We start from the raw sequence: 21,819 nt of genomic DNA, 5'->3' as shown, positions 1-21,819 counted from the left end.
AAGCCGCCGGCTCAACGCTCCTTCCCCAGTGGCAAGGGATGCAGCCTGAAGTCATGAATGAGGTCCCTGGAAATGCACTCATCTTTGGATGCCCCCTACACCAACGAAATCTCCCATGAATCTCTTCGCCATCTGGATGACTTGTATTTGGAGCCCCGCCAACTAGAGGGTTACGGCGAAGAAGTCGCGGCATTCATGAGTCGACAAAAAGCCTTCGTCGAAGCTCATCCGCCAATCGCCATCTACCGAGTGGCCACCGAGGGAAGCCAGACGCGTGACGGCGGAACGATCCAGCAAGTGTCATCGTCGTTGACGTTCACCTTGGACAATGGCTGGAAAGTACGCGCCGCGCAGAAAGGCGATGAGGTGGTGTATGCCGATGGCAGCACGGCACGGATCATCACCGCCGCCGGGAAAAACAACAGCGACATTGCACTGGTCGGCAGCCGCCTGAGCAATGGCGACGAGATCATCAACACGCTTCAGAAACGTTTCATGATCATCGTGCGTGAAGGCGTACCGATGGCGGAGGATTTTTTGCCTGTGCTTAGGTTGGCGGAGGTTCATTACCTGCATTCGAAGAGAGGCGTCAGGTGTGATTTATAATAAAAAACACTTCCGCTCATACGGCCTGTCTTTCCGAGTTTTCCTTTTTGTCGTTCTGGGAGGCGCTTGCGGTTTATGATTTCTTGCGGCGGTTTGGGCTGCCGCGCAGCCCAGCGGGAGCAAGCTCCCTCGCCACGGGGAATGCGAGGTCTATTGCACCTTTGCCAGATCCCCTTTCAACGCAACACCGGCCATGATTGCCCCTGCATGGCATTCATAGGTGGTCGGGTCCTTGCGTTCGTTGCTCTTGTAGAAGCTGACAATGTTGGTAACAGCGTTGGCGCCGGCATTCTTGGCGGCCTGGTGCAAGCTAATCAGCGCCGATTGCAGCACCCATTCGCAAGCCACTTCATCGGACTTGTTGAACGCGTTGGTTTTCTTGTTGGTGACCGCGCCAGGGCTGACCACGGTGACGTTGCCGGCCGGTTTGTTGCCGGCCAGGTAGAACTTGACGCTGCCGTCGATCTTGCCGGTGCGGATGGCTTCGGCGACGACTTTGTCGAACGGCAGGAACAGCGCGGTATCACGGGCCTGGCTGAGGCTTGGCAGGGTGCTGAGCAACAGGGCGGCGGTTACAGCGATTTTCTTCAACGACATCATGGTCTCCTTGACCAGAGCTAACGGGAATCAGTGCCAGCGGCGGAAGATCAGCGAAGTGTTGACCCCGCCAAAGGCAAAATTATTGTTCATCACGTACTCATTGCTCATCGAGCGGAACTCATTGCGCAGGTAATCGAGTTTGCCGCATTCGGGATCGACTTCATCGAGGTTGAAGGTGTGCACGTACAGGTCGCGGTTCATCATCTCGATGCTGAACCAGGACTCCAGTGCGCCGCACGCGCCCAAGGTATGGCCGAGAAAGCTTTTCTGCGAACTGATGGGCATGTGTTCGCCAAACAGGCTGCTGGTGGCCAGGGTTTCAGCAATATCGCCCTGCTCGGTGGCGGTGCCGTGGCCGTTGACGTAGCCGATGGCCGAAGATTCGAGGCCGGCGTCTTCCAGGGCCAGCTCCATGGCGCGGCGCATGGTGCTCAATTCGGGACGGGTGGCGTGCTGGCCGTCGGCGTTGCTGCCGAAACCGACGATTTCAGCATGGATCCGTGCGCCGCGGGCCAAGGCGTGCTCAAGGTCTTCGAGCACCAGCATGCCGGCGCCTTCACCGATTACCAGTCCGTCGCGGCCCTTGTCGTAAGGGCGTGGGCTGGTTTGCGGTGCATCGTTTTTCAGGCTGGTGGCGTAGAGCGCATCGAAGACCATTGCTTCGGTCGGGCACAGTTCCTCCGCGCCGCCGGCGAGCATCAACGGCAGGCGACCGAACTTGATCGCTTCATAGGCGTAGCCAATACCATGGCTGCCGCTGGTGCAAGCGCTGGACGTGGGAATCAGGCGTCCGGTCAGCCCGAAGAAGATACTGATATTGGCCGCCGTAGTGTGGGGCATCATGCGCACATAGGAGTTGGCGTTCAGCCCTTCGGCGACGCTGTTGAGCAGCATGTTGCCGAATGCCTTGATCTCATCGGTACTGCCGGTGGACGAACCGCAGGACACGCCCATGCGCCCGTCCTTGATCGATGGATCGCCCAACAGGCCCGCGTCGGCCAGCGCCTGCTCCGCCGAGCCCACGGCCAAACGCGAAACCCGGCCCATGCTGCGCAGTTGCTTGCGGGTCCAGTGAGCGGGCACCTGATAGTCATCGATAGGCCCGGCCAGTCGGGTGTTCAGCTCGGTGAAACGGTCCCACTCGTGCATGCGCCGGATGCCACTGCGGTTGGCGGCGAAGTTGGCGGCGATGGTCTCCCAGTCGCTACCAATCGAGGTGATGCCGGACATGCCGGTGACAACGACCCGCCTCATCAGCACAAACCTCCGTTGACGGCCAGGACCTGCCGGGTGATGTAGCCGGCTTCGGCGGACATCAGGAAGTTCACCGCGCTGGCGACTTCTTCCGGAGTGCCCATGCGCTGGGCGGGGATCATTTTCATCAATTCTTCCACGGGTACGTTTTCATCGAGCATGGCGGTGTCGATCAAGCCCGGCGCGACGCAGTTGACAGTGATCTTGCGCTTGCCCAGCTCGATTGCCAACGCCTTGGCCGCACCGATCAGGCCGGCCTTCGACGCGCTGTAGTTGACCTGGCCACGGTTGCCGATCAACCCGGAAACCGAGGTAATGCAGACGATTCGCCCGGCGGCGCGACGACGAATCATCGGCATCATTACCGGGTGCAGCACATTGTAGAAGCCGTCCAGGTTGGTGCGCATCACGCTGTCCCAGTCGTCCTCGCTCAGGGCCGGAAACGCGCCGTCGCGGGTAAGGCCGGCGTTGAGTACCACGCCGTAATAGGCGCCGTGGGTTTCGACGTCGGCCTCAAGGATGGCCTTGCAGGCGGCGCGATCGGATACGTCGAATTGCAGCACCCGGGCATTTCGACCCAGGGCCAAGATCTGTGCCTGGACGGCTTCGGCCTCGGCGCGACCGCTGCGGCAGTGTAATACGATGTCGTGCCCGGCCTGGGCCAGGCGCAAGGCGATGGCGCGGCCGATGCCACGGCTGGAGCCGGTGACCAGTATGGATTCAGTCATGGCTGGGTTCCTGTTGCGGACGGTTCGTTGAGGTACTGGGCGGCATGGGGCGGGCGGAACACATTGAGGCGCGCGGTAGCGTGGATGCCGGGGGCGCGGATATGGCATTCGAACACACCCATGCCGTTGTCGTCTTCCAGGGAGCGCAGGCCGTGGATGGCCAGTTCGGTGCCGAGGGGGAAACACTCGACGTTGCATTCGAATTTGCGCGTACCGAGCAGGAAGCCCAGTTCCACGCAATCGCCCCGTCGGCGTGCGTGGCAACCGGCAAACGCCGCCACGCTCTGGGCCATCAATTCAATGCCGACCCAGGCCGGCAGCGCACCGTCTTCACGGTTGAACAAACCGCCGGGCTTGACGGTGGCGAGTGCGTGGATCTGCTCGTCATCGAAGGACAGGATCCGGTCGATGAGGATCATGTCGCCTGCGTGAGGCAGCAATTCGGCGAGCGGCCAGTCAATCATGGGGCGTCTCCGATAATCAGGCTGACGTTGTTGCCGCCGAAGGCAAATGAATTGCTCATCAGGCGACGGGGTGTTGTCGGGTTCAGGCGGGTGCGGGTGTCCGTCCATTGCAGCGCCGGCAGGTCGGGATCGGCTTGGCCGTCCCAAACATGCGGCGGCAGTGCCTGGTCGGGGTTTTGTGAGCTCAGGGTCAACCAGCAGAACGCCGCTTCCAGCGCTCCGGCCGCGCCGAGGGTGTGGCCGGTCATGGGTTTGGTCGACGAGCAGGGTACGCCGGCCGGGAACAGCCCGGCCACCGCGTGGCTTTCCATCGCGTCGTTATGTTGCGTGGCGGTGCCGTGCAGGTTCAGATAATCGATCTGGCTGGCGTCCAGGCCCGCGCAGCGCAGGGCTTTTTCCATGGCCTGGCGGGCGCCGCGGCCACTGGGTTCGGGTGCGGAAATGTGGTGCGCGTCGGAACTGGCGCCGTCACCGAGCAGGGCGATCGAATGCTCATCGCCTGGCGTCTTGCTCATGAGAAACAGCACCGCCGCCTCGCCGATGTTGATGCCGCTGCGGTTCACCGAAAACGGGTTGCAACGTTCGCTGGAGACCGCTTCCAGAGCCGAGAAACCGTTGAGCGTCAGCTTGCACAAACTGTCCACGCCGCCGCACAGCACCGCATCGCACAGGCCAAGGTCCAGCAGGCGACGAGCGCTCATCAAGGCCCGCGCGCTGGAGGTGCAGGCCGTAGAGATCACATAGGACGGACCGCTCAGGCCAAGCCAGTCGGAGAGAAAATTGGCCGGCGCGCTGAGTTCCTGCTGTTGGTAGTCGTACCCATCGGGGAACCGCTGCTCGCGCAGATAGTGGGCGATGCCATGGCTGGCTTCATCGATGCCCGACGTGCTCGTGCCCAGGACGATGCCGATGCGGGCGCGGCCATAGGTACTGATCGCCTGGTCGATCTCGGGGCGAATCTGCATGCCGGCTTCGAGCAACAATTGATTGTTACGGCTGCGTTGTGCCGCCAAGCATTGGGGGATGGGGGCCAGTTCGCCCGTCACCGAAGCCACCGGCAACGTCCGCTCAGGCACCCAGCCGGCTTCGACACGCAGGCCCGAGCAATCGCCGGCAAACAGGTTGCGCGCGACGCTTTGCTTGTCGCGGCCCAGGGCGCAGATCACCCCGAGGGCGTTCAAATAGGCGGTCATGGGGCGTTCTCGGTCAGCGGTGTGATGCGGTAGTGCGGGCCTTGAGGCAGGCTCAGTTCGAAGTCCAGCGGTTGCTCGTAGCGCACCTGCCAGCGCGCGTCGAGGGTTCGCTGGGTGCTCTGCTGCAGAGCGGTGGGGTAGTTGCCGGCAAGCTCCGCTTCGGGCGTCAGGGCGAACAACAGCGCGGCGAACAGCTCCCGGGCTTCGGCATTCGGTGGCAGCAAACCGTCGGCCTGCCACTGGCCGTCGATCAGCCGCTGGCGGGCCAGGGGGATGCCCAGCGGGTCCATCATCGACCAACGGATCCAGGTGTTTTCGCGCTGGATCACCAATAACCAATCCTGGCGTTGGCCGGCCAGTTGCCGTTCGATGTGCAATTGCAGCGGCAGCGCCAGGGTCGGCGTACGTTCCGGCAGCGGCGCGTGGCTGGCGCAGGCACTGAGCAGCAGCAGACAACCGATCAACAGACCACGGATCATCGGGCGTCCTCTTCGAGCGGCTTGCGGGCGACCACGTTGACCAGGGTTTCCTCCCGCTCGCCAAACGGCTTGGGCCGGCGCAGGCCCAAGCGTTCCAGCAGGCCGAAGTCCTTGGCGCGGCTCCACCACAAGTACGGGTAGGAGACGTTGTGGTCTTCGAACTGGAACCCTTGATTGCGAATCATCGCCAGGTACTGCGCGGCGCTTTTCTGCACGTGCATCGGGTGGCGGAACAGCCAGCGGATCACCCAGGTGTCGATGTAGGCCTCGGTGGACTCGGCGAACATCAGGTAACCGCCAGGCTTGAGCACGCGGTAAAACTCGGCAAGGGTCTTTTCCTGCTCCACCAAATGATGAAAAGTCTGGTGGCAGAACAGCAGGTCCATGCTTGCATCAGGCACCGCCAACGTCGCGCAATCGCTGCCGATCAGCTCCACGGCCATGCCCTGGCGGGCAGCTTCTGCGCTGCTCAGCGCCAGGCTGTGCGGGTCGGCGTCGACGCCAATCAGTTGCTGTGGCGCGAATACTTGGCGCAGGTATTGAAACGACTTGCCCTGGCCACAACCGGCGTCCAATAGCACCGGATTGGAGGGCGGCAAAGTGCCGAACAGACCGCGCAGGTCGTTGATCGCCACGCGCAGCACATGGTGCTGCCAGGTGTGGCTGCGCAGGAACCAGAAACCGAAGCGGGTTTCTTCGACGTAGTTGTCGCTCAGGTAGCTCATGACGGCTGACTCATGACGCCGGGCTCGCGCAGATTTCCGAAAGCATGCGCAGGCGCCGCTTGGGTTCGCTGACGAAGGGATTACGCTGGTCCCAGGCGTAGCCGGCCAGGATCGAACTGATCATGCGCCGGATGTCGGAGGAGCCTTCGCTGTAGAAAATCACGTCCTGGAACGTGCCGGCGTACCAGCCCTCGACGTAGCAGCGGAAGGTGTCGACGCCGCGCTTGAGCGGCTCGGCGAACTCGCTCTGCCAATCGACGCTTTCGCCTTGTAGCTGACGATGCAACACGCCCGCGGCCATGCTCGCCGAACGCATGGCGATGGTCACGCCGGAGGAAAACACCGGGTCGAGGAATTCCGCAGCGTTGCCCAGCAGGGCGAAGCCAGGGCCGTGCAAAGTCTTGACGTTGGCCGAGTAGCCGCCGATGGTGCGCGCCGGGGTGTCCCACACCGCGTTCTGCAACACGCCGGCCAGGCTCGGGGTTTCATCGATGAAACCGCGCAGGCAGGCATCAAGGTCGTCGGTGCGGCCGGCGAAATGTTCCGCCGCCGCAACCACGCCCACGGAGCAGCGTCCGCCGCTGAACGGAATGGTCCAGAACCACACGTCGCGTTTGCTCGGATGGGTGGTGATGAGGATTTTTTCGCGGTCGAAGGCTGGGCTGTCGATGCGATCCTCGATGTGAGTGAACACCGCCTGGCGCACCGGGAAGTTCGAGGGTGCCTCAAGGTCCAGCAGACGCGGCAGGACTCGGCCGTAGCCGCTGGCATCGAGCACGAAGTCGGCTTCGACGCGGTATTCGCTGCCGTCCTCGCGCTGCACGCCCAGTTGCGGCTTGGCCAGGGTGAAATCTGCGTTGGCGATGGCTTGGCCATAACGGATTTCCACGCCTTGCAGCGCGGCTTGGTCGGCGAGCAACTTGTCGAAGTCGGCGCGCTGGACCTGGAAGGTGGTGGGCTTGCCTTCGCTGAAGGTGTCGCCGAAATCGAAGGCGCTGTAGCGCTCGCCCCAGGCGAACGCCGCGCCGTTCTTGCGCTGGAACCCGGCGGCATTGACCGCATCGAGCATGCCGGCTTCTTCGACGAAGTCCAGGCAATGGGACAGCAAGCTCTCGCCGATTGAAAACCGTGGAAAATGCTGGCGCTCGATGACCAGCACATCGTGGCCCCTGCGCTTGAGCAGCGCAGCGGCAATGGCGCCGGAAGGCCCTGCGCCGATGATCACGACCTGTCGACGTTCCATTTCAACTGTTGACACTTGGGCTCCTGGCCGGGACGGCATGCGAAGGAATACGGTGGAAACCGGCCACGGCCGGCAGCAAAGTGGCGATCAGGCCCATCAGCATCAGCGCGAAGTACAGCGCCGGGCTAATGAGCTGTTGTTGCAGCAGCAGATTGAGGAAGACGATTTCACTCAAGCCGCGAATGTTCAGCAAGACACTTTCCCGCCAGCGACTGGCGCCGACGAACGAGGCCCCGGCCCAACCGAGCCCCAGCCAGTTGCCGAGCAGTTTGCTGGCAATCGGCAACAGCAGCAACGCACCCAGCTGGATCCAGCCAAGGCTGTCCATGGCGCTGTGCACATTGATCTGCACGATGCCGAAGGTCAGGATCAACGGGATCGCCAGGTAGGTCTGCAACCGATGCATCCAGGCGGCGCTGAGTGGCAATACCAGTGGCACCTTGAGCGCGGCCATGCACAGCAGATAACCGATACCAGTGATCAACGCGTTGAGCCGGTAATGTTCGGCCACCACCAGCAGGGCAAAGAACAGGCCGCTGTGCAGCAGCGGTTGGCGCAGGCCGGCCAGTCGCAGCAGCAAGGGCACGCAGGCGCCGGCCAATGGCAGCAACAGGCTGCCCAGGTGCAGGCTGCCCTGGGCCAGGGCGAACAGGCTCCAGCAGATCAGGTCGATCAGAATCGCGGTCTGCACCAGGCGCCGGGTGGCGGCGGGCGGGTAAGCGATGTGCCGCAAATACAGGTACAGCACCGGAATCGCGGTAATCGCAAACAAAAGCCCGACCGCCAGCGAACTGATCCAAGGCTGTGGTGGCAGCAGCCAGACCGCAGTCGCCAACCCGCACGCGAACGGCACGCCAAAGCTCGGCAAGGCGATTCTAACGCTCTGGCGGTCCAGCTTCAGGTCGATCACATCGCTGAGAATGTGCCCCAGCAGCAAGGCGAACGCGAGGCTGTAGAGGTTTTTCAGCCACACAGGCGAGACCAGTTGCGCGCCGCTGAGGTGCCAACCCGGCTCGATCCAGAAGTACATCAGCAAGGGCAGGCCGAACGTCGCCAGCAGCAACTGGCTGACGATCGGAATCAGCCCGAAGCGACGGCCAACCAGGGTCGCGACGGCAAACAGCGCCAAGGTCATCAGCCAGAACAACGCGGTCATCATTGGACAGGCTCCGTAGTGCTGGCATGGGCCTGGCGCCCCGCCCACGGCGCGAGCAGGAAGCTGAATGCCAGCCCCAGGCTCACCGCCAAGCCGAAGTTACTCACCGCCGGCGTACTGGACAACGCCAGCAAGCCGAACGACAGCCACGTGGTGACCGCCGCCAGCAGTGTGCCCAGCAGGCTCACGGCGGCCCCGCCGATCTGTTCACGCATGAGAATGGCGTAGTCGACACCGATGGCCGTCACCAGCAGCAGGCCGAACAGGCTGAACAGCGTCAACGGCTGCCCCAGCCAGCCGAGGCTTGCCAGGCTGCACAGCGCAGCCAGCAGCGGCAATGCCACGACGCGCAAGGCACCGCCGACGCCGAATGGCCAGATCAGCACCAATACGATCAACACGCACGAGGCCAGTTTCAGTTCGGCGGCGCTGACTTGCGTGGCAGCGAACACCCGGTTCAGGTCGCCCAGGCGATCCACCAGTTGTACGCCAGGCAGGTCCACCGCCTGCACCCGCAGCAGCGCGGCATCGTTCAAGCCTTGCAGGCTGACCACCGCCGCCACGCCTTGCGCCGTCGGGCCGAGCCAGAGCGTGCGGTAGGGTTCGGCCAGCGGCCCGGTCAGCGCGGCGTCAATGTCGGTGACCGGCAAGGCCTGCAATTGCGCCAGCTCCGTTTCCAGCGCAGCGGCGGGCACGCCCAGGTCCAGGAGCGGCTGCCAGAACGCTGGCAACCGGGCCAGGGCCTCACGAACCTTTTGTTGCTCGGCGGGTGGGCTGACCAATTGATTGAGGGACAGATAGCCCTGGAGTTTTTCCAGGCCGATCAACTGGTCGAGCCGCTCGTTGAGGGCCGTCTGGCGTTCGAGCAGCTGTGGCTGGTTCTCGGCACGGATCAGGAAGAACTGGCTGGTGGGCTGGAAGCCGGTGATGCGGGCGATGGCCTGGGCTTCATCGGTCAGGTGTTGGGGCGTGCCGATCCACTGGCGAATGTCGTTTTTGCTGGTCAGTTGCCAGAGGCCACCGCCACAGAAGCCGAGCAAGAGTGCCAACAGAATCGGCGTGCGTACCCGGGCCAGCAATGCGTCGCGGCACTGGAGCAGGCTCTCACACAGCCGCAACGGCCATTGGGCAGGGCGAAGGTCAGCGTGTTGAAGCAGTGCCGGCAACAGGCAGACCGCCGACAGATAGGCGCCGACCAGGCCGGCGGCAGAGAAAATTGCGATTTGGGTCAGCGCCGGGAACGGGGTCCAGGCCAGGGCCAGGTAACCGATGCACGTGGTCGCCAGGCTCAGGCTCAGCCCCGGCAGGGTCAAGCGCAGGGTCGGCCAGCTGCGCCACGGCTTGAGGCTCCAGCTCTTGGACAGGTAGTGCAGCGGATAATCCACTGCCACGCCGATCAGGCTCGAACCCAACACCAGGGTCATCACATGCATCCGGCCGAACAGTGCCACGCAAGCCACCGCGCCGAACAGCATGCCCACCAGCACCGGCACGAACGCCAGCCACACCCGAAAGCGTCGGAAGGCCAGCAACAGCAGCAACAAGATGCCGACCGTCGCGCCGCCGCCAACCCAGGTGATTTCCCGCGACGCCTGTTGCTGGCCGCTAGCGGCGTACAGCAGGCCGCTGGCGGCCAGCAGTTGCCCTTGGGCCTGGCTTGCGAGGTCACGGCTGCGTTGCAGCAGATCGGCCACTTGCAGCGGCAGGTTCATGTCGAAGGCGTTGCCTTGGGTGCGAGCCCGCAGCATGACCCATTGCTTGCCGTCGGCTTCGGCGATCAGCGCGCCGCTGCCCACGTCCAGCTGTATCGCGCCGCGTTGCGGCTGGCTGTTCTGGATACGGCCGGTCAGGCCGAGCCAGTCATCCTGGCTCGGCACCAGGCTGAAGCCGCTGAACGGGTCGAACAGGGCCTGCACCCGTTGCTGGATGAAGGCCTGGGGTTGATCGATCAACTGCTGCCGATCGGCGGCCGACAGCATGGCCAGTCGGCCGTCGAGCAATTGCTTGCGCAGCGCCGGCAGATCAGCCTGCAGCGTCCACTGGACTTTGTCGAACAGACCGCTGGCCTGCCATTGTTCGCCGAGGGTTTGCGCCAGGGTGATGGCGTGCTGGCGGTCGGCGTGGCCAACCAGCACCAGCACTTCGCGGTTCAGCGGATCTTGCATGCGTTGTTCGGCAATCAGCTCCAGCGCATCAGGCGACGTACCGGGCACCAACTCCATGAGGTTGGCCGACAGCGGCGCACCGTTGCGCCATTGCCAACCGGCGAGCGCCAGCACCGCCAGCAGCAGGATCAGGAACAGCCGTGGCAGCATCCGTTCACTCGGCAAAATCATGTTGCTCCGCTTCGCTCAAAGGCTGCGCACTGGTGCTGTCCTGCATGCGCAGCACGGTGCTGTCACCCTGGGTTTCCAGCAGTTCGATGCGCTGGACCCATTCGCCGCCGTCGATGTTGATCTGGTTGAAGACTTGTTTAAGCAGCACCGAGCGCGGGGTCAGGGTGAGTTTCCACTGCTGCGGCTGGCCCGACAGGCTCAGCTCGAAATCCCGTTGCAAGCCACTGCTGTCGCCCTGCAATACCGCGAGGAACAAGCGGTTTTGCTCGGTGCCGGCACTTTTGTTCGGCAGCAGCTGCCAGCCATGGCCGTCGCGCCGTGCGATGCCTTTGGCGGTGATGCGGTAATCCTGTTGCAGCGGCGTTTGCAGCAGCCAGAGCAGGCCGTGGTTTTTCGCCAGTACGAAGCGGCCCTTGCTGGTGAGTGGTTGGGGCAGGGCGCGCAGGTGTTTTTCCTGGATGAACTGGCCGTGGATCACCTCCGGGCGGGCCAGTTGATCGCTCAGTTGTTGCAGGTCGAACGCCTGGGCCAGGGGCGAGAGGCCATACAGCAGCAGCCAGGTGAGCAGGCGTTTCATGAGAGTTTCCTTTCGACGGCTTCGACAAATACTCGTGGCGAAGCCAGGAGCATTTCGCGGGTGGCCATGTCCACCGCCACTTGCACCGAACTGGCGCGGGTCAAGCGATCGCCGGTGGCGGCATCGCTGATCAGGTAATTGATCTTCAGACGATTCTCCCACTCCACCAGGCTGGCGCGTACGGTCAGGGCCTGGCCGAACACGGCGCTGCGCACGTAGCGCAGTTGCAGGTCGATCACCGGCCAGGCATGGCCGGATTCGAGCATGTCGTTGTAGTTGTGGCCGATCAGATCGAGCAAGGCGCAGCGGGCCACTTCGAGGTATTTGACGTAGTGGCCGTGCCAGACCACGTTCATCGAGTCGACATCGAAAAACGGCACCACGACCGGGGTATCGACGTGCAAGACACCTTGGCTACGCATGCAGCCTCCAGTGTTGTCCAGCGATGCGTTGCAGGCACAGGCGCAGCTCGCCTTCCAGCGCGCGGTCTTCGATCACAGGTGGGAAATCCTCGGCCAGTTGCAGGTGCATGGCGGCCAAGGCAGGCGGCAGTGGTCGCGCATCTTCGGCGCGGCTGCGCAGCCAGACGCCCTGGTTGGCGGCCAGCAACGTGGCGGCGGCGACTTGCTCGGTCAGCTCCAGTACGCGGATCGCGTCCCGGGCGGCGATGGTGCCCATGCTGACCTTGTCCTGGTTGTGGCATTCGGTGGAACGCGAGAACACGCTGGCCGGCATGGTGTTCTTCAGGGCTTCGGCGGTCCACGCGCTGGTGCCGATCTGCACGGCCTTGAAGCCATGGTTGAGCATTGCCCGCTCGGCGCTGGCGCCGGACAGATTGCTCGGCAGGCCATGGTTGTAGCGCTCGTCCACCAGCAAGGCGAGCTGGCGATCCAGCAAGTCGGCGACGTTGGCGACCAGGTTCTTCAGGCTGTCCATGGCGAAGGCGATGTGTCCGCCGTAGAAATGCCCGCCGTGAAGCACGCGCTCGGCTTCGGCGTCGATGATCGGGTTGTCGTTGGCGCTGTTGAGTTCGGTTTCGATGAACGAACGCAGCCAGCCCAGGCTGTCCGCCAATACCCCCAGCACATGCGGCGCGCAGCGCAGGGAGTAGCGATCCTGCAGGCGATGCAGCGGCGCGGTCGGCGCGTCGATCGCCAGGTCCTTGCGCAGCCACGCGGCGACTTGCATTTGCCCCGGGTGTGGCTTGGCGGCGAACAGGCGTTCGTCGAAGTGCTCCGGGTTGCCTTGCAGCGCGATGACGTTCAGCGCGGTGATGCGGGTCGCCAGTTGCAACAGATAATCGGCGCGGGCAAAAGCCAGGCAGGCCAGGCCGGTCATCACGGCGGTGCCGTTCATCAGCGCCAGGGCTTCCTTGGGCCGCAGCACCAGCGGGGTCCAGCCCAGTTCACGGTGCACGTCGGCGGCGTGGCGGCGCTCGCCACGGAACATGACTTCCCGTTCACCGGACAACGTGGCGGCGACGTAGGACAGCGGCGTCAGATCGCCGCTGGCGCCCACCGAGCCTTCTTCCGGAATCAACGGCAGGATGTCGTGTTCGAGAAACGCCTGGAGCCGTTCCAGCAGTTCAACCCGCACTCCCGACACGCCGTGGCACAGCGACTGCAAGCGCGCCGCCAGCACCGCGCGGGTAGTCTGGGCGTCGAGCAGCTTGCCGAGGCCACAGCCGTGGAACGTGTACAAGTGACGCGGCAACGCCTCGACATGGTGCAGTGGCACGGCCACCACGCAGGAATCGCCGTAGCCCGTGGTGACGCCGTAGATCACGCCTTCCTTGTCCAGCAAGGAGTCGAGAAATTGCGCGCCCTTGGCGATGCGTTGACGGAACGCGGGGTCATCCTGCAACTGCGTTGGCGCCTGGCGGTTGGCCAGGGCTCGCACGTCTTCGATGCGCAGGGGGCGTTCGCCGAAGGTTACCGGCTCAAGAATGGGCTTCGTCATCGGTCTTCCAGAAAGGGTAAAAGTTGAACCATTGTTGTGGCGCCTGGAGACAATACTGCGCCAGGCGGTCGGCATACAGGCCGGCCCAATGGGCAATCACTTGCTCGCGGTCGTTGCGCTTCCAGGTCACCGCATCGGCGAACGGCTCAAGGGTGACGCGATAGCACCCCTCGTGCTTGAGACACATCAGCAGGTTGACTGGGCATTTCAACAGGCCGGCCAAGAGCCAGGGGCCTTGCGGGAAGGCTGCCGGGTAACCCATGAAGTCCACGGTCACGCTGCGTCCGCCATGCAGCGGCACGCGATCGCCGGCGATCGCCAGCCATTCGCCGCGTTCCAGGCGTTCGCTCAGTTGCAGCATGATCACCGGGTCCAGCTCGCTGACTTGGATAAGGCGCAGGTGCGTCGCGCCAGCTTCGCCCAGCAACCGGTTGAATTGTTCGGCGTGCTTGGTGTGGACCAGCACGTTCATGGTCACTTTTTCGCCCAGTTCGGCCAAGGCCCGGCACATTTCCAGATTACCGAGGTGCGCGCCCACCAGCATTTGCCCGCGGCTGTCGCGCAGGTGATTGCGCAGCAGCGCCGGGTCGACGATTTCGATCTGCTCGATGCTCAGTTTGCCGTTCCAGACGTCGAGTTTGTCCAGCAGCGAGTCGGCAAAGGCCATGAATTGTCCGAACACTCGCCGGTGCGTTGGGCGCAACTCGGGCTGACGGCTCCAGTCGGCGAGCCGTTGCTGGTACTGCCACGCCGCTTGCCGGGCGCTGCGGCCGAAAACGAAGAAATACAGGACGATGCCGTACAGCACCGGCGTGAGAAGCCTTCGGCCAAGGACCTTCGCAGCAAACGCGGTGAGTTTCATCAGCCAGAAACTGCCGCGCTCCTGGCGGTCCGCCCAGTGCTGTTGGTCTGTGCTCATGCTCGCCACCGTCGCCAGAGAATCACCGGCAAGCGCACCAGCATGCCGAAGAACAGCCGAGTGTGCATGCGCGAAATCAGCACGTTGTCGTGGAACAGGCGAAAGTGCGAAACCCCGTCCAAAGGGTAATGCACACGGGTGCGCAACCAGCGCATCGGCTGGTTGCGCCAGGCCAGGCGCACCAGGATGTCCGAATCGAAGTCCATGCGCTTGCCGATGTTCGCCGAGTCGATCAGCGCCAGGGTGGGGGCAAGGGGATAGACCCGGAAGCCGCACATCGAATCGCGGATTTGCAAGGACAGGCTGTTGATCCAGACCATGACGTGGGTCAGGTAGCGCGCGTACAAGCGGCCTTTCGGCACGCTAGCGTCGTACTGCGGATAACCGCAGATCACCGCGTCCGGATGGGTGCGGGATTGCTCGATGAACGCTCGTACATCGCCAAGATCGTGTTGCCCATCGGCGTCGACCTGCAAGGCGTGGCTGAAACCCAGGCGCGCGGCCTCGCGCAGGCCGGTCATCACCGCGCCGCCCTTGCCCTGGTTGACCGCCAGCCGGACCAGGTGAACCCGCTCGTGCTCGGCCAGTTGCTCAAGCACCGCCGCGCATGCCGTGCTGCTGGCATCGTCCACCAGCACGCAGGGCAAACCGTTGCCGAGCAATGTCTGGACCACCGTGGCGATGGCGGTTTCGTGGTTGTAGACCGGGATGACGGCGCAGGTGTTATGCATGCGGCATGTCTCGGTGACCGAGGGGCATTTTGTGGCGAGGGAGCTTGCTCCCGCTCGAGTGCGTAGCGCTCGCTCTTGAAAAACCAGGGGCTGCGTCGCAGCCCAGCGGGAGCAAGCTCCCTCGCCACAGTGATTTGTGCAGGTACTCAGGCATTGTTTTCCCCCAACACAATCCGCCCACTGGAACAGGCCGCCGTTGCATTGCGATAAGCAAAGTACAGCTTGCCGCGCTCGCGATCGAAGCGCAGGTGCAGCTGGATTTCATCGCCGGGGCGCACCAGTTGCTGGAATTTCAGCACCTCCATGCCGACGAACCGCGGCGGCAGGTCCATCAGTTGGCGGCCCAGGTTCAAGGCCCAGTCCACCTGCACCACGCCGGGGAGGACCGGCGCGGTGGGAAAGTGACCGCTGAAGTACGCCAGGTCTGGCGGCACGGCCACGCGCAGGTTCCACTCGCCATCGGTCTCGCCTTGGTCGAGCACTTCAGGCGCTTTTGGACGTGGCGCCATCAGCAGGACTTCGACCTCGGCCTGGGCCAGTTTGCCTTGGGCGTTGAACGGCAGTTGCCGCAGCCAACGCCAGCGTCGTGGCAGGGCCAGGGTTTCGCAATGTCCGCTCAGGTGTTGGCGCAAGGCCTCGGTCACGGCTCGTCGGCCCAGGTTGCGCAAGGCGTGCAGGCCGGTTTCGCTGAGCACCAGCAAAGCGCCGAGGGAGGCGCGGTTTTCCTGCACCACCCCCAGCCGTGCTTCGCTGACCCAGTCGTGAGCCGTCAGTGCCTGCTCCAGCATCGGCAACGAGATACGTTTTTCTTCAAGCTTGACGATGCGATCCAATCGGCCGAGCAATTCGAAGCGCCCATCATCAATGATGCGCGCCGCGTCGGCGGTGTGCTCGACATGGCCGCTTGGGAGATAAGGCGAAGCAATCAGCAGGGCGCCGTCACTGTCTTGGCTCAGCTCGACACCGGCGAAGGGCTGCCACAGGTCGCCGCCCTGGCGCCAGGCGATACCGCCGGTTTCCGAGCTGCCGAATACTTCCGTTGGCCATTGTCCCAAGCGTTGCTGAAGGCTGCGGGCCGCTTCGGCCGGCAGTGCGCCGCCGGAAGAGAACACCCGGCGCACGCTGCTCAAGGCCGGCCAATCGAGGTTGTCGCCCATGCGCTTGAGCAGCGCCGGGCTGGCGACCCAGGCAAATGCCGAATACTCGCGACTGGCGCGCTGCAGGTCTTCGGGGAAAGCCAACTGCCGACGCACAAACGTGCGTCCGGCGCACAGCGGCCACAGCACCCGGAACAGCAGGCCGTAGATGTGTTGGGTGGCGACGCTGCCGATCATGCAGGCCCCCGGACCGAGGTCGGCGCCCCACAATTGCTCCAGCGCCTGGACTTCATTGCTCAGCTGGCGCAGGGTTTTCTCGATGCGCTTGGGTTCGCCGCTGGAGCCGGAGGTGCACAGGGTCAACCAGCACTGATCGAGGTCCAGTTCGGCGGCTTCCAGCGGCGCCTGGCGGATCTCGGCGAGCCGGGTGTCTGCGGCCAGGTCGGTCAGCCACAGGTCGACGTCGGCCGACCAGCGCTGGCGCGTCTGCGCTTGCACGTCAGCGGGCAGCAGCACGCGCACCCCGGCGCGCCAGGCGCCGAGCAGGGCCACCACCAGGTCGGCGGCATCTTCGAAGTGCACGGCCACGCGCCGGATGCCCCGGGCTTGCAGGCCGGCGGCCAGGCACAGCGCGTCGTCGCGCAGTTGCGCGTGATTCAAAGCCGGGGCGACAGCAACAACGCGGTCCGGCTGGGCCTCGAGCAAAAACTGCTCAAGTGTTATCCAATTCATGGGCGGCCTCTTACCCGTTGTCGTATGAGCCATTCAATGGCAAACAGCAGCCCCATCAATCCGTAGGAAATCAGGCCGGTGTACAACATCCACCAGCTCAGCGGCGCCCAGAGGGTCAGGGCGGCGGCAAGCAAACCGTTACACAGGAAAAACACACTCCAGACCACCGTGACCTGGCGCGTATACACCACAGCTTTGTCCGGCAGCTGCGGTTCGCGCAGGCGGGCCAGGCGTTCAATCATGGGCGGGCCATATTTCAGGCTCAGGGTGAACAGCCCGAGCATGAACGCGCTGATCAGCACCGGATACCAGCGCAGCAGGAGCGGGCTGTCGACTACCGCGAGCAGCACGCAAAAGATAATCGCCGAGGCCGCCATCCAGCGATTGCCGGGGTTGCCCTTGCCGAGCAGCGCCCGGGCCAGCCACAGGCAGCCCAACAACAGCCCGAACTGCCAAGGAGCAAAGTGCTCCATGCCGAAATACACCGCAAAGGGATACAGCAGGCCCGCCAGCAGCAGGCCAAGGCCGATCAGCCGGCTCATGCGGCCGGTTGGACCAGTCGATAGACCGCCTCGACCACGTCGTTGACGGTGCGCACCGACTTGAATTCATCGGCGGCGATTTTCTTGCCAGTCTGGCGCTTGATGTGGTCGATCAGGTCGACCGCATCGATGCTGTCGATTTCCAGGTCCTGATACAGGTTGGCTTCCGGCGTCACGCGTTCGGGGTCCAGCTCGAACAGCTCGACCAAGGCAGCACGCAGGGTGTTGAAAATGTCGTCACGAGTTTGCATGGTCCGGTCTCAGGCGCGTTTTGCAATGACGAAGGCCGCAAGGCTCGCCACGTTGCTGAAATGGTTACGGGTGTCCTTGGCGTCGGCGTCGATCTTGATGCCGTACTGCTTCTGGATCGCCAGGCCGAGCTCCAGGGCATCCACCGAGTCCAGGCCCAGGCCTTCGCCGAACAGGATTTGATCGTCGCCGATGTCGTCGACGCCAATGTCTTCCAGGCCAAGGGCGTCGATGATCAGGCGTTTGATGTCACGGTGCAGATCGCTCATCTAAGGCGAGCTCCTTGATGTAATAGTGATGCAGATAATCGTTGAGCCGGCGCGAAGCCTGCGGCGGGGGGCCAAGCGCGATGAAGGCTTGTGGATCTATATCGGCCCCTACACGAAAACTGAAGTGCACGCGCCGCGCCGGAATGCGATACCAGGGCTCGGCCTTGGTCAGGGTGGTCGGGCTGACCTTGATCGTCACCGGCGTCAGGATTGTCGCGCCCCGCAAGGCAATGGCCGCCGCCCCCCGATGAAAGGCTGGTGCCTGGCCTGGCCGGGTGCGCGTGCCTTCGGGGAAGACAATCAGGCATTGGCCGTCTTGCAGGGCATCGCTGGCAGCATCGAGCATGTCCATGCTGCCGTCGTTGCTGATGTATTGCGTCGAACGCAGCGGGCCCCGGGTGAAGGGATTGTCCCACAGACTTTGCTTGACCACGCAATTGGCGTCGCGCACCAGCCCGATGAGGAACACCACGTCGATCAGCGAAGGGTGGTTGGCGATGATCATCTGCCCGGGCCGACCGAGTTTCTCCGCGCCGTCGATCCGATAGGTCAGTACGCCGGTACGGGCCATGAACCGGATAAAGAACCAGAACAAGCGCCCAACCGTACGGCGGGCCCGTTGTCGATGGGTCCGGGGATCGCCCGGCAACGTATTGAGCAACGGGAACACCAGCAAACGCAGGCACAGCCCGCCCAGCCCGAAAAGGGCGAAGCTTGCAGCGGTCGCGAAGAGGCGCCAGTAATAGGCGTCGCGATGTTTACCGGTCACCGGTTGCGTTGCCAGGTCCATAGACGATTCTTCCAGGCATGTTGGCAGGTGGTGATGTCGTCCAGCAGCTTACGCAGCAGATCCAGGGCATGGGGCCAGTCGCTGCCAGGCGTCGGGGCCGGCGGGCTGGATAATTCAAGTTGCCAGTCTTCGCCCGGGGTCAGTAAAAGCCCCAGCGCGTAGGGAAACGGCACATCGTTGACCCACGGCGCGTACACCTGCGGCGGTTGCTCTTCGGTGATCACCAGCAATACCGCCGGCGCACCCTCGTTCAATAGCGCGGCGGCCTCCAGCATGCCGTGTTCCAGGCCGTCGCCGGTGGCGGCCAGCGCGGTCATCTCGCTGGTTTCGCCACGCATGATCGACCACAGGCCGATGACGGCGTTGTGCACCGACAAGCTGAACTGCGTCGGCGACAAGGGCTGGTCGGCTGCCAGGTCCTTGAGAATCTCAAAAGTGCGTGGGGTTTCGCCGTGACGGGAAATAAAGACCAACGGTAGGTCCGGTCGCCCCTCGGCCAGCGGCCAGGCGACGCTGAAAGCCATGCGGGCCAGGCGGCTGAGACGTCGGCGCTGCATGGCGGGCAGGAACGATACGTCAGGGGCTGCATCGCTGACGGGCGGCACGACCGGTTTTCGGCTCCATGTCCGCCAATCGTCCACGCTTTCGAGCCCAGGAGCCCACGCGCGCCATTGGGCGATATTGAAGTTGATCACAGACTCATCCCACCCCTGCGGGCTTTTATTGTCACGGTTCAGTGGCTTGACCCGCGTCCAACCCTGCATGGCCTTGCGACCCAAGTGGCGCGCATTATCCCGGTGCGGTTGGCTTGTAGCAAATACTGGTTACATTTTGTCCAGGGCAACCGTCGGCTGGTCCGGGCCGGGTCGGCAGGGCCATTGTCACGATTGTGACGAGGCGCGTCTGTAAGCCACTTCCGTCATCTTGCAGGTCAATTGACGCTCGGTTGTCCGAAAAAGCCACCTATGCCGTAATCCGCACCTGCTGAAGGTAGCGAAGCGGCGCGTAGGCCTACTACACTCGGGAATCTTTGATACACGGAGGTTTTGATATGCGGCGTGTGGTGTTCAATCAGAAAGGTGGCGTGGGCAAATCCAGCATTGCCTGCAATCTGGCGGCGGTCAGCGCCAGCGAGGGTTATCGCACGCTCTTGGTCGACCTGGATGCCCAGGCCAATTCCACTCAATACCTGACTGGCCTGACGGGCGATGACATTCCCATGGGCATCGCGGACTTTTTCAAGCAGACTCTGTCGTCCGGGCCTTTCTCGAAAAAGAACAAAGTGGATATCTACGAAACGCCCTTCGATAACCTGCACGTGATCACCGCCACGGCGGAGCTTACGGATTTGCAGCCCAAGCTTGAGGCGAAACACAAGATCAACAAGCTGCGTAAATTGCTCGAAGAGCTGGACGAAGATTACGACCGGATCTACCTGGACACGCCGCCAGCGCTGAACTTCTACGCAGTATCAGCGTTGATCGCCGCCGACCGTGTGCTGATTCCCTTCGATTGCGACAGTTTTTCCCGCCAGGCGCTGTACGGCCTGCTGGCGGAAATCGAGGAGCTCAAGGAAGACCACAACGAGGGGCTGGAAGTCGAAGGCATCGTCGTCAATCAGTTCCAGGCCCGCGCCAGCCTGCCTCAACAGATTCTCGACGAATTGATCGCCGAAGGCTTGCCGGTGCTGCCCGTCTATTTGAGCAGTTCCGTGCGCATGCGTGAGTCGCACCAGGCGAGCCTGCCGCTGATTCACTTGGATCCGCGGCATAAGCTGACCCAGCAGTTCGTGGAGTTGCATGGCTTGCTGGAAAGCGCCTGATCCTGGCAGCGCAGATAACGCGGGGCTTCAAATCCCCTGGCTGCGCAACCAACTCATCAGTTGTGGCAACGCAAACGCGCCACTTTGGCGCGCCACCTCCCGACCGTCCCTGAACAGGATCAGGCTGGGAATCGAACGAATCCCCAACTGCGCCGAGAGCTGTTGATTGGCTTCGCTGTCGAGCTTGGCCAGTCGGCACTTGCCCGTCAGCTGTGCGGCGGCCTGTTCAAACACCGGCGCGAATGCTTTGCACGGGCCGCACCACTGCGCCCAGACGTCCACCAACAACGGCAGGTCGCCCTTGACCTGGCTAGCGTAGTCGCCTTGCTTGAGTTCGAACGGTTTGCTTGAAAGCACCTGGGCTTTGCAGCGCCCGCACTTGGGCTGGTCGCCCAGCCGTTCGGCGGGGATGCGATTGAGCCCATTGCAATGGGGGCAAGGGATCAGCATCGGATCGTCTCCTGAAAAAATTCAAATGGTCTGGCACAGATTGAACACCCAAGTTGCGACCAGCGCAAAACCCCCGTGGGCGTCTGCACGCTCCACAGGGGAAATGGGTGGGACGGTTATTTAGCGTTGGTCAGCGTGTTGTAGCTGGTCATCAGGTTGCGGTAGTCCGGGATGTGGTTGGAGAACAAGGTCGCCAGCCCTTCCACATCGTTGCGCCAGTCGCGGTGCAGTTCGCAGGCCAGGCCGAACCAGGTCATCAGTTGCGCACCCGAGGAAGACATGCGGTCCCAAGCCGATTGACGGGTCAGTTCGTTGAACGTTCCAGACGCATCGGTCACCACGAACACTTCGAAACCTTCGGCCAGGGCCGACAGTGCCGGGAAGGCCACGCAAACTTCGGTCACTACGCCGGCGATGATCAGCTGCTTCTTGCCGGTGGCCTTGATTGCCTTGACGAAATCTTCGTTGTCCCAGGCGTTGATCTGGCCAGGACGGGCGATGTACGGGGCGTCCGGGAACAGGGTCTTCAGTTCGGGCATCAGCGGGCCGTTGGGGCCAGTTTCGAAACTGGTGGTGAGGATGGTCGGCAGTTGAAAATACTTAGCCAGGTCGGCCAGGGCCAGCACGTTGTTCTTGAAACGGTCCGGGTCGATGTCGCGGACCAGGGACAGCAGGCCGGCTTGGTGATCGACCAGCAGAACGGCGGCGTTATCTTTGTCGAGACGGTTGTAGGAAGTCGTCATGGCGTAGCCCTCATTAAGTTTTGGTTGCCGAAGGTTTCGGCGTGGTTAAGGTTTTTAATGTCGGTGCAGCGATTGATCGGTGACTCATCCGGTCGAAGCGCGCCGGCTTCAAACCGCGTTGCGTTTCGATGGGTGTAGATTAAAACTGGCACCTT

25 protein-coding genes are annotated in these 21,819 nt (G+C 63.1%); 2 read left to right on the top strand and 23 right to left on the bottom strand.

Features of this window, described 5'->3' with window-relative positions; genetic code table 11:
- Positions 1 to 72 precede the first annotated feature (72 nt).
- On the top strand, positions 73 to 606 hold the full coding sequence (locus J3P82_RS23800) for a hypothetical protein (RefSeq protein ID WP_434559049.1): 534 nt from the start codon (positions 73 to 75) through the stop codon (positions 604 to 606).
- Between the two features lie 150 nt (positions 607 to 756).
- Here the strand turns inward: J3P82_RS23800 and J3P82_RS23795 are convergent, their stop codons facing one another.
- The 21 genes from J3P82_RS23795 to J3P82_RS23695 all read right to left on the bottom strand — a co-directional run bounded on the left by J3P82_RS23795 (position 757) and on the right by J3P82_RS23695 (position 19,344).
- On the bottom strand, positions 757 to 1,203 hold the full coding sequence (locus J3P82_RS23795) for a hypothetical protein (protein WP_003197008.1): 447 nt from the start codon (positions 1,201 to 1,203) through the stop codon (positions 757 to 759).
- Between the two features lie 30 nt (positions 1,204 to 1,233).
- Positions 1,234 to 2,460, bottom strand: a complete 1,227-nt coding sequence (locus J3P82_RS23790; RefSeq protein WP_434559047.1) for a beta-ketoacyl-ACP synthase — start codon at positions 2,458 to 2,460, stop codon at positions 1,234 to 1,236.
- A complete protein-coding gene (gene fabG / locus J3P82_RS23785; protein WP_434559045.1) occupies positions 2,460 to 3,188 on the bottom strand; it encodes a 3-oxoacyl-ACP reductase FabG in 729 nt (242 codons plus the stop codon). The genes J3P82_RS23790 and fabG overlap by 1 nt, the downstream gene beginning before the upstream one ends.
- Positions 3,185 to 3,652, bottom strand: coding sequence for a hotdog family protein (locus tag J3P82_RS23780; protein WP_434559043.1), 468 nt, complete (start codon positions 3,650 to 3,652; stop codon positions 3,185 to 3,187). The genes fabG and J3P82_RS23780 overlap by 4 nt, the downstream gene beginning before the upstream one ends.
- Positions 3,649 to 4,845, bottom strand: coding sequence for a beta-ketoacyl-[acyl-carrier-protein] synthase family protein (locus J3P82_RS23775; protein ID WP_434559041.1), 1,197 nt, complete (start codon positions 4,843 to 4,845; stop codon positions 3,649 to 3,651). The genes J3P82_RS23780 and J3P82_RS23775 overlap by 4 nt, the downstream gene beginning before the upstream one ends.
- Positions 4,842 to 5,324, bottom strand: coding sequence for a DUF3261 domain-containing protein (locus J3P82_RS23770; protein ID WP_434559039.1), 483 nt, complete (start codon positions 5,322 to 5,324; stop codon positions 4,842 to 4,844). The genes J3P82_RS23775 and J3P82_RS23770 overlap by 4 nt, the downstream gene beginning before the upstream one ends.
- Positions 5,321 to 6,049, bottom strand: a complete 729-nt coding sequence (locus tag J3P82_RS23765) for a class I SAM-dependent methyltransferase (RefSeq protein ID WP_434559037.1) — start codon at positions 6,047 to 6,049, stop codon at positions 5,321 to 5,323. Before J3P82_RS23765 ends, J3P82_RS23770 begins: the two co-directional genes overlap by 4 nt.
- Positions 6,050 to 6,059: 10 nt before the next feature.
- Positions 6,060 to 7,307, bottom strand: a complete 1,248-nt coding sequence (locus J3P82_RS23760) for an NAD(P)/FAD-dependent oxidoreductase (protein ID WP_434559035.1) — start codon at positions 7,305 to 7,307, stop codon at positions 6,060 to 6,062.
- The gene (locus J3P82_RS23755) at positions 7,294 to 8,451 is read right to left on the bottom strand and encodes a sodium:proton antiporter (protein ID WP_434559033.1); all 1,158 of its coding nucleotides are present in this window, start codon (positions 8,449 to 8,451) and stop codon (positions 7,294 to 7,296) included. The genes J3P82_RS23760 and J3P82_RS23755 overlap by 14 nt, the downstream gene beginning before the upstream one ends.
- A complete protein-coding gene (locus J3P82_RS23750) occupies positions 8,448 to 10,784 on the bottom strand; it encodes an MMPL family transporter (RefSeq protein ID WP_434559031.1) in 2,337 nt (778 codons plus the stop codon). The genes J3P82_RS23755 and J3P82_RS23750 overlap by 4 nt, the downstream gene beginning before the upstream one ends.
- Complete coding sequence (locus tag J3P82_RS23745; RefSeq protein ID WP_434559029.1) at positions 10,768 to 11,361, bottom strand: outer membrane lipoprotein carrier protein LolA; 594 nt, start codon at positions 11,359 to 11,361, stop codon at positions 10,768 to 10,770. Before J3P82_RS23745 ends, J3P82_RS23750 begins: the two co-directional genes overlap by 17 nt.
- Complete coding sequence (locus J3P82_RS23740) at positions 11,358 to 11,783, bottom strand: acyl-CoA thioesterase (protein WP_434559027.1); 426 nt, start codon at positions 11,781 to 11,783, stop codon at positions 11,358 to 11,360. Before J3P82_RS23740 ends, J3P82_RS23745 begins: the two co-directional genes overlap by 4 nt.
- Positions 11,776 to 13,320: an HAL/PAL/TAL family ammonia-lyase gene (locus J3P82_RS23735; protein WP_434559025.1), complete on the bottom strand. Its 1,545-nt coding sequence runs from the start codon at positions 13,318 to 13,320 to the stop codon at positions 11,776 to 11,778. Before J3P82_RS23735 ends, J3P82_RS23740 begins: the two co-directional genes overlap by 8 nt.
- Positions 13,301 to 14,239, bottom strand: a complete 939-nt coding sequence (locus J3P82_RS23730; protein WP_434559023.1) for a glycosyl transferase — start codon at positions 14,237 to 14,239, stop codon at positions 13,301 to 13,303. Before J3P82_RS23730 ends, J3P82_RS23735 begins: the two co-directional genes overlap by 20 nt.
- The gene (locus J3P82_RS23725; RefSeq protein WP_434559021.1) at positions 14,236 to 14,970 is read right to left on the bottom strand and encodes a glycosyltransferase family 2 protein; all 735 of its coding nucleotides are present in this window, start codon (positions 14,968 to 14,970) and stop codon (positions 14,236 to 14,238) included. Before J3P82_RS23725 ends, J3P82_RS23730 begins: the two co-directional genes overlap by 4 nt.
- 146 nt (positions 14,971 to 15,116) lie before the next feature.
- Positions 15,117 to 16,799, bottom strand: a complete 1,683-nt coding sequence (locus tag J3P82_RS23720; RefSeq protein WP_434559019.1) for an AMP-binding protein — start codon at positions 16,797 to 16,799, stop codon at positions 15,117 to 15,119.
- Entirely contained in the window at positions 16,796 to 17,341 is a 546-nt protein-coding gene (locus J3P82_RS23715) for a hypothetical protein (RefSeq protein ID WP_434559017.1), read from the bottom strand. Before J3P82_RS23715 ends, J3P82_RS23720 begins: the two co-directional genes overlap by 4 nt.
- Positions 17,338 to 17,592, bottom strand: coding sequence for an acyl carrier protein (locus tag J3P82_RS23710; protein WP_434559015.1), 255 nt, complete (start codon positions 17,590 to 17,592; stop codon positions 17,338 to 17,340). Before J3P82_RS23710 ends, J3P82_RS23715 begins: the two co-directional genes overlap by 4 nt.
- A gap of 9 nt (positions 17,593 to 17,601) precedes the next feature.
- The gene (locus J3P82_RS23705; protein ID WP_434559013.1) at positions 17,602 to 17,859 is read right to left on the bottom strand and encodes a phosphopantetheine-binding protein; all 258 of its coding nucleotides are present in this window, start codon (positions 17,857 to 17,859) and stop codon (positions 17,602 to 17,604) included.
- A complete protein-coding gene (locus J3P82_RS23700) occupies positions 17,840 to 18,649 on the bottom strand; it encodes a lysophospholipid acyltransferase family protein (protein ID WP_434559011.1) in 810 nt (269 codons plus the stop codon). Before J3P82_RS23700 ends, J3P82_RS23705 begins: the two co-directional genes overlap by 20 nt.
- Positions 18,625 to 19,344 (bottom strand): beta-ketoacyl synthase chain length factor, encoded by a 720-nt coding sequence (locus J3P82_RS23695; RefSeq protein ID WP_434559009.1) that lies wholly within the window; start codon positions 19,342 to 19,344, stop codon positions 18,625 to 18,627. The genes J3P82_RS23700 and J3P82_RS23695 overlap by 25 nt, the downstream gene beginning before the upstream one ends.
- A gap of 356 nt (positions 19,345 to 19,700) precedes the next feature.
- Between J3P82_RS23695 and J3P82_RS23690 the strand changes: the two genes are divergently transcribed.
- Positions 19,701 to 20,471, top strand: a complete 771-nt coding sequence (locus J3P82_RS23690; RefSeq protein ID WP_186639737.1) for a ParA family protein — start codon at positions 19,701 to 19,703, stop codon at positions 20,469 to 20,471.
- A gap of 27 nt (positions 20,472 to 20,498) precedes the next feature.
- Here the strand turns inward: J3P82_RS23690 and trxC are convergent, their stop codons facing one another.
- Both trxC and ycaC read right to left on the bottom strand, forming a co-directional pair.
- Positions 20,499 to 20,921, bottom strand: coding sequence for a thioredoxin TrxC (gene trxC / locus J3P82_RS23685; RefSeq protein WP_434559007.1), 423 nt, complete (start codon positions 20,919 to 20,921; stop codon positions 20,499 to 20,501).
- A gap of 116 nt (positions 20,922 to 21,037) precedes the next feature.
- The gene (gene ycaC / locus J3P82_RS23680) at positions 21,038 to 21,664 is read right to left on the bottom strand and encodes an isochorismate family cysteine hydrolase YcaC (RefSeq protein ID WP_018603387.1); all 627 of its coding nucleotides are present in this window, start codon (positions 21,662 to 21,664) and stop codon (positions 21,038 to 21,040) included.
- Positions 21,665 to 21,819 lie beyond the last annotated feature (155 nt).

Origin of the sequence: Pseudomonas sp. Z4-20 (assembly GCF_051131955.1) — a bacterium.
Lineage (GTDB): Bacteria > Pseudomonadota > Gammaproteobacteria > Pseudomonadales > Pseudomonadaceae > Aquipseudomonas > Aquipseudomonas marvdashtae.
The sequence above is the reverse complement of the archived record's forward strand: the minus strand, read 5'-3'. Positions and strand labels throughout refer to the sequence as shown.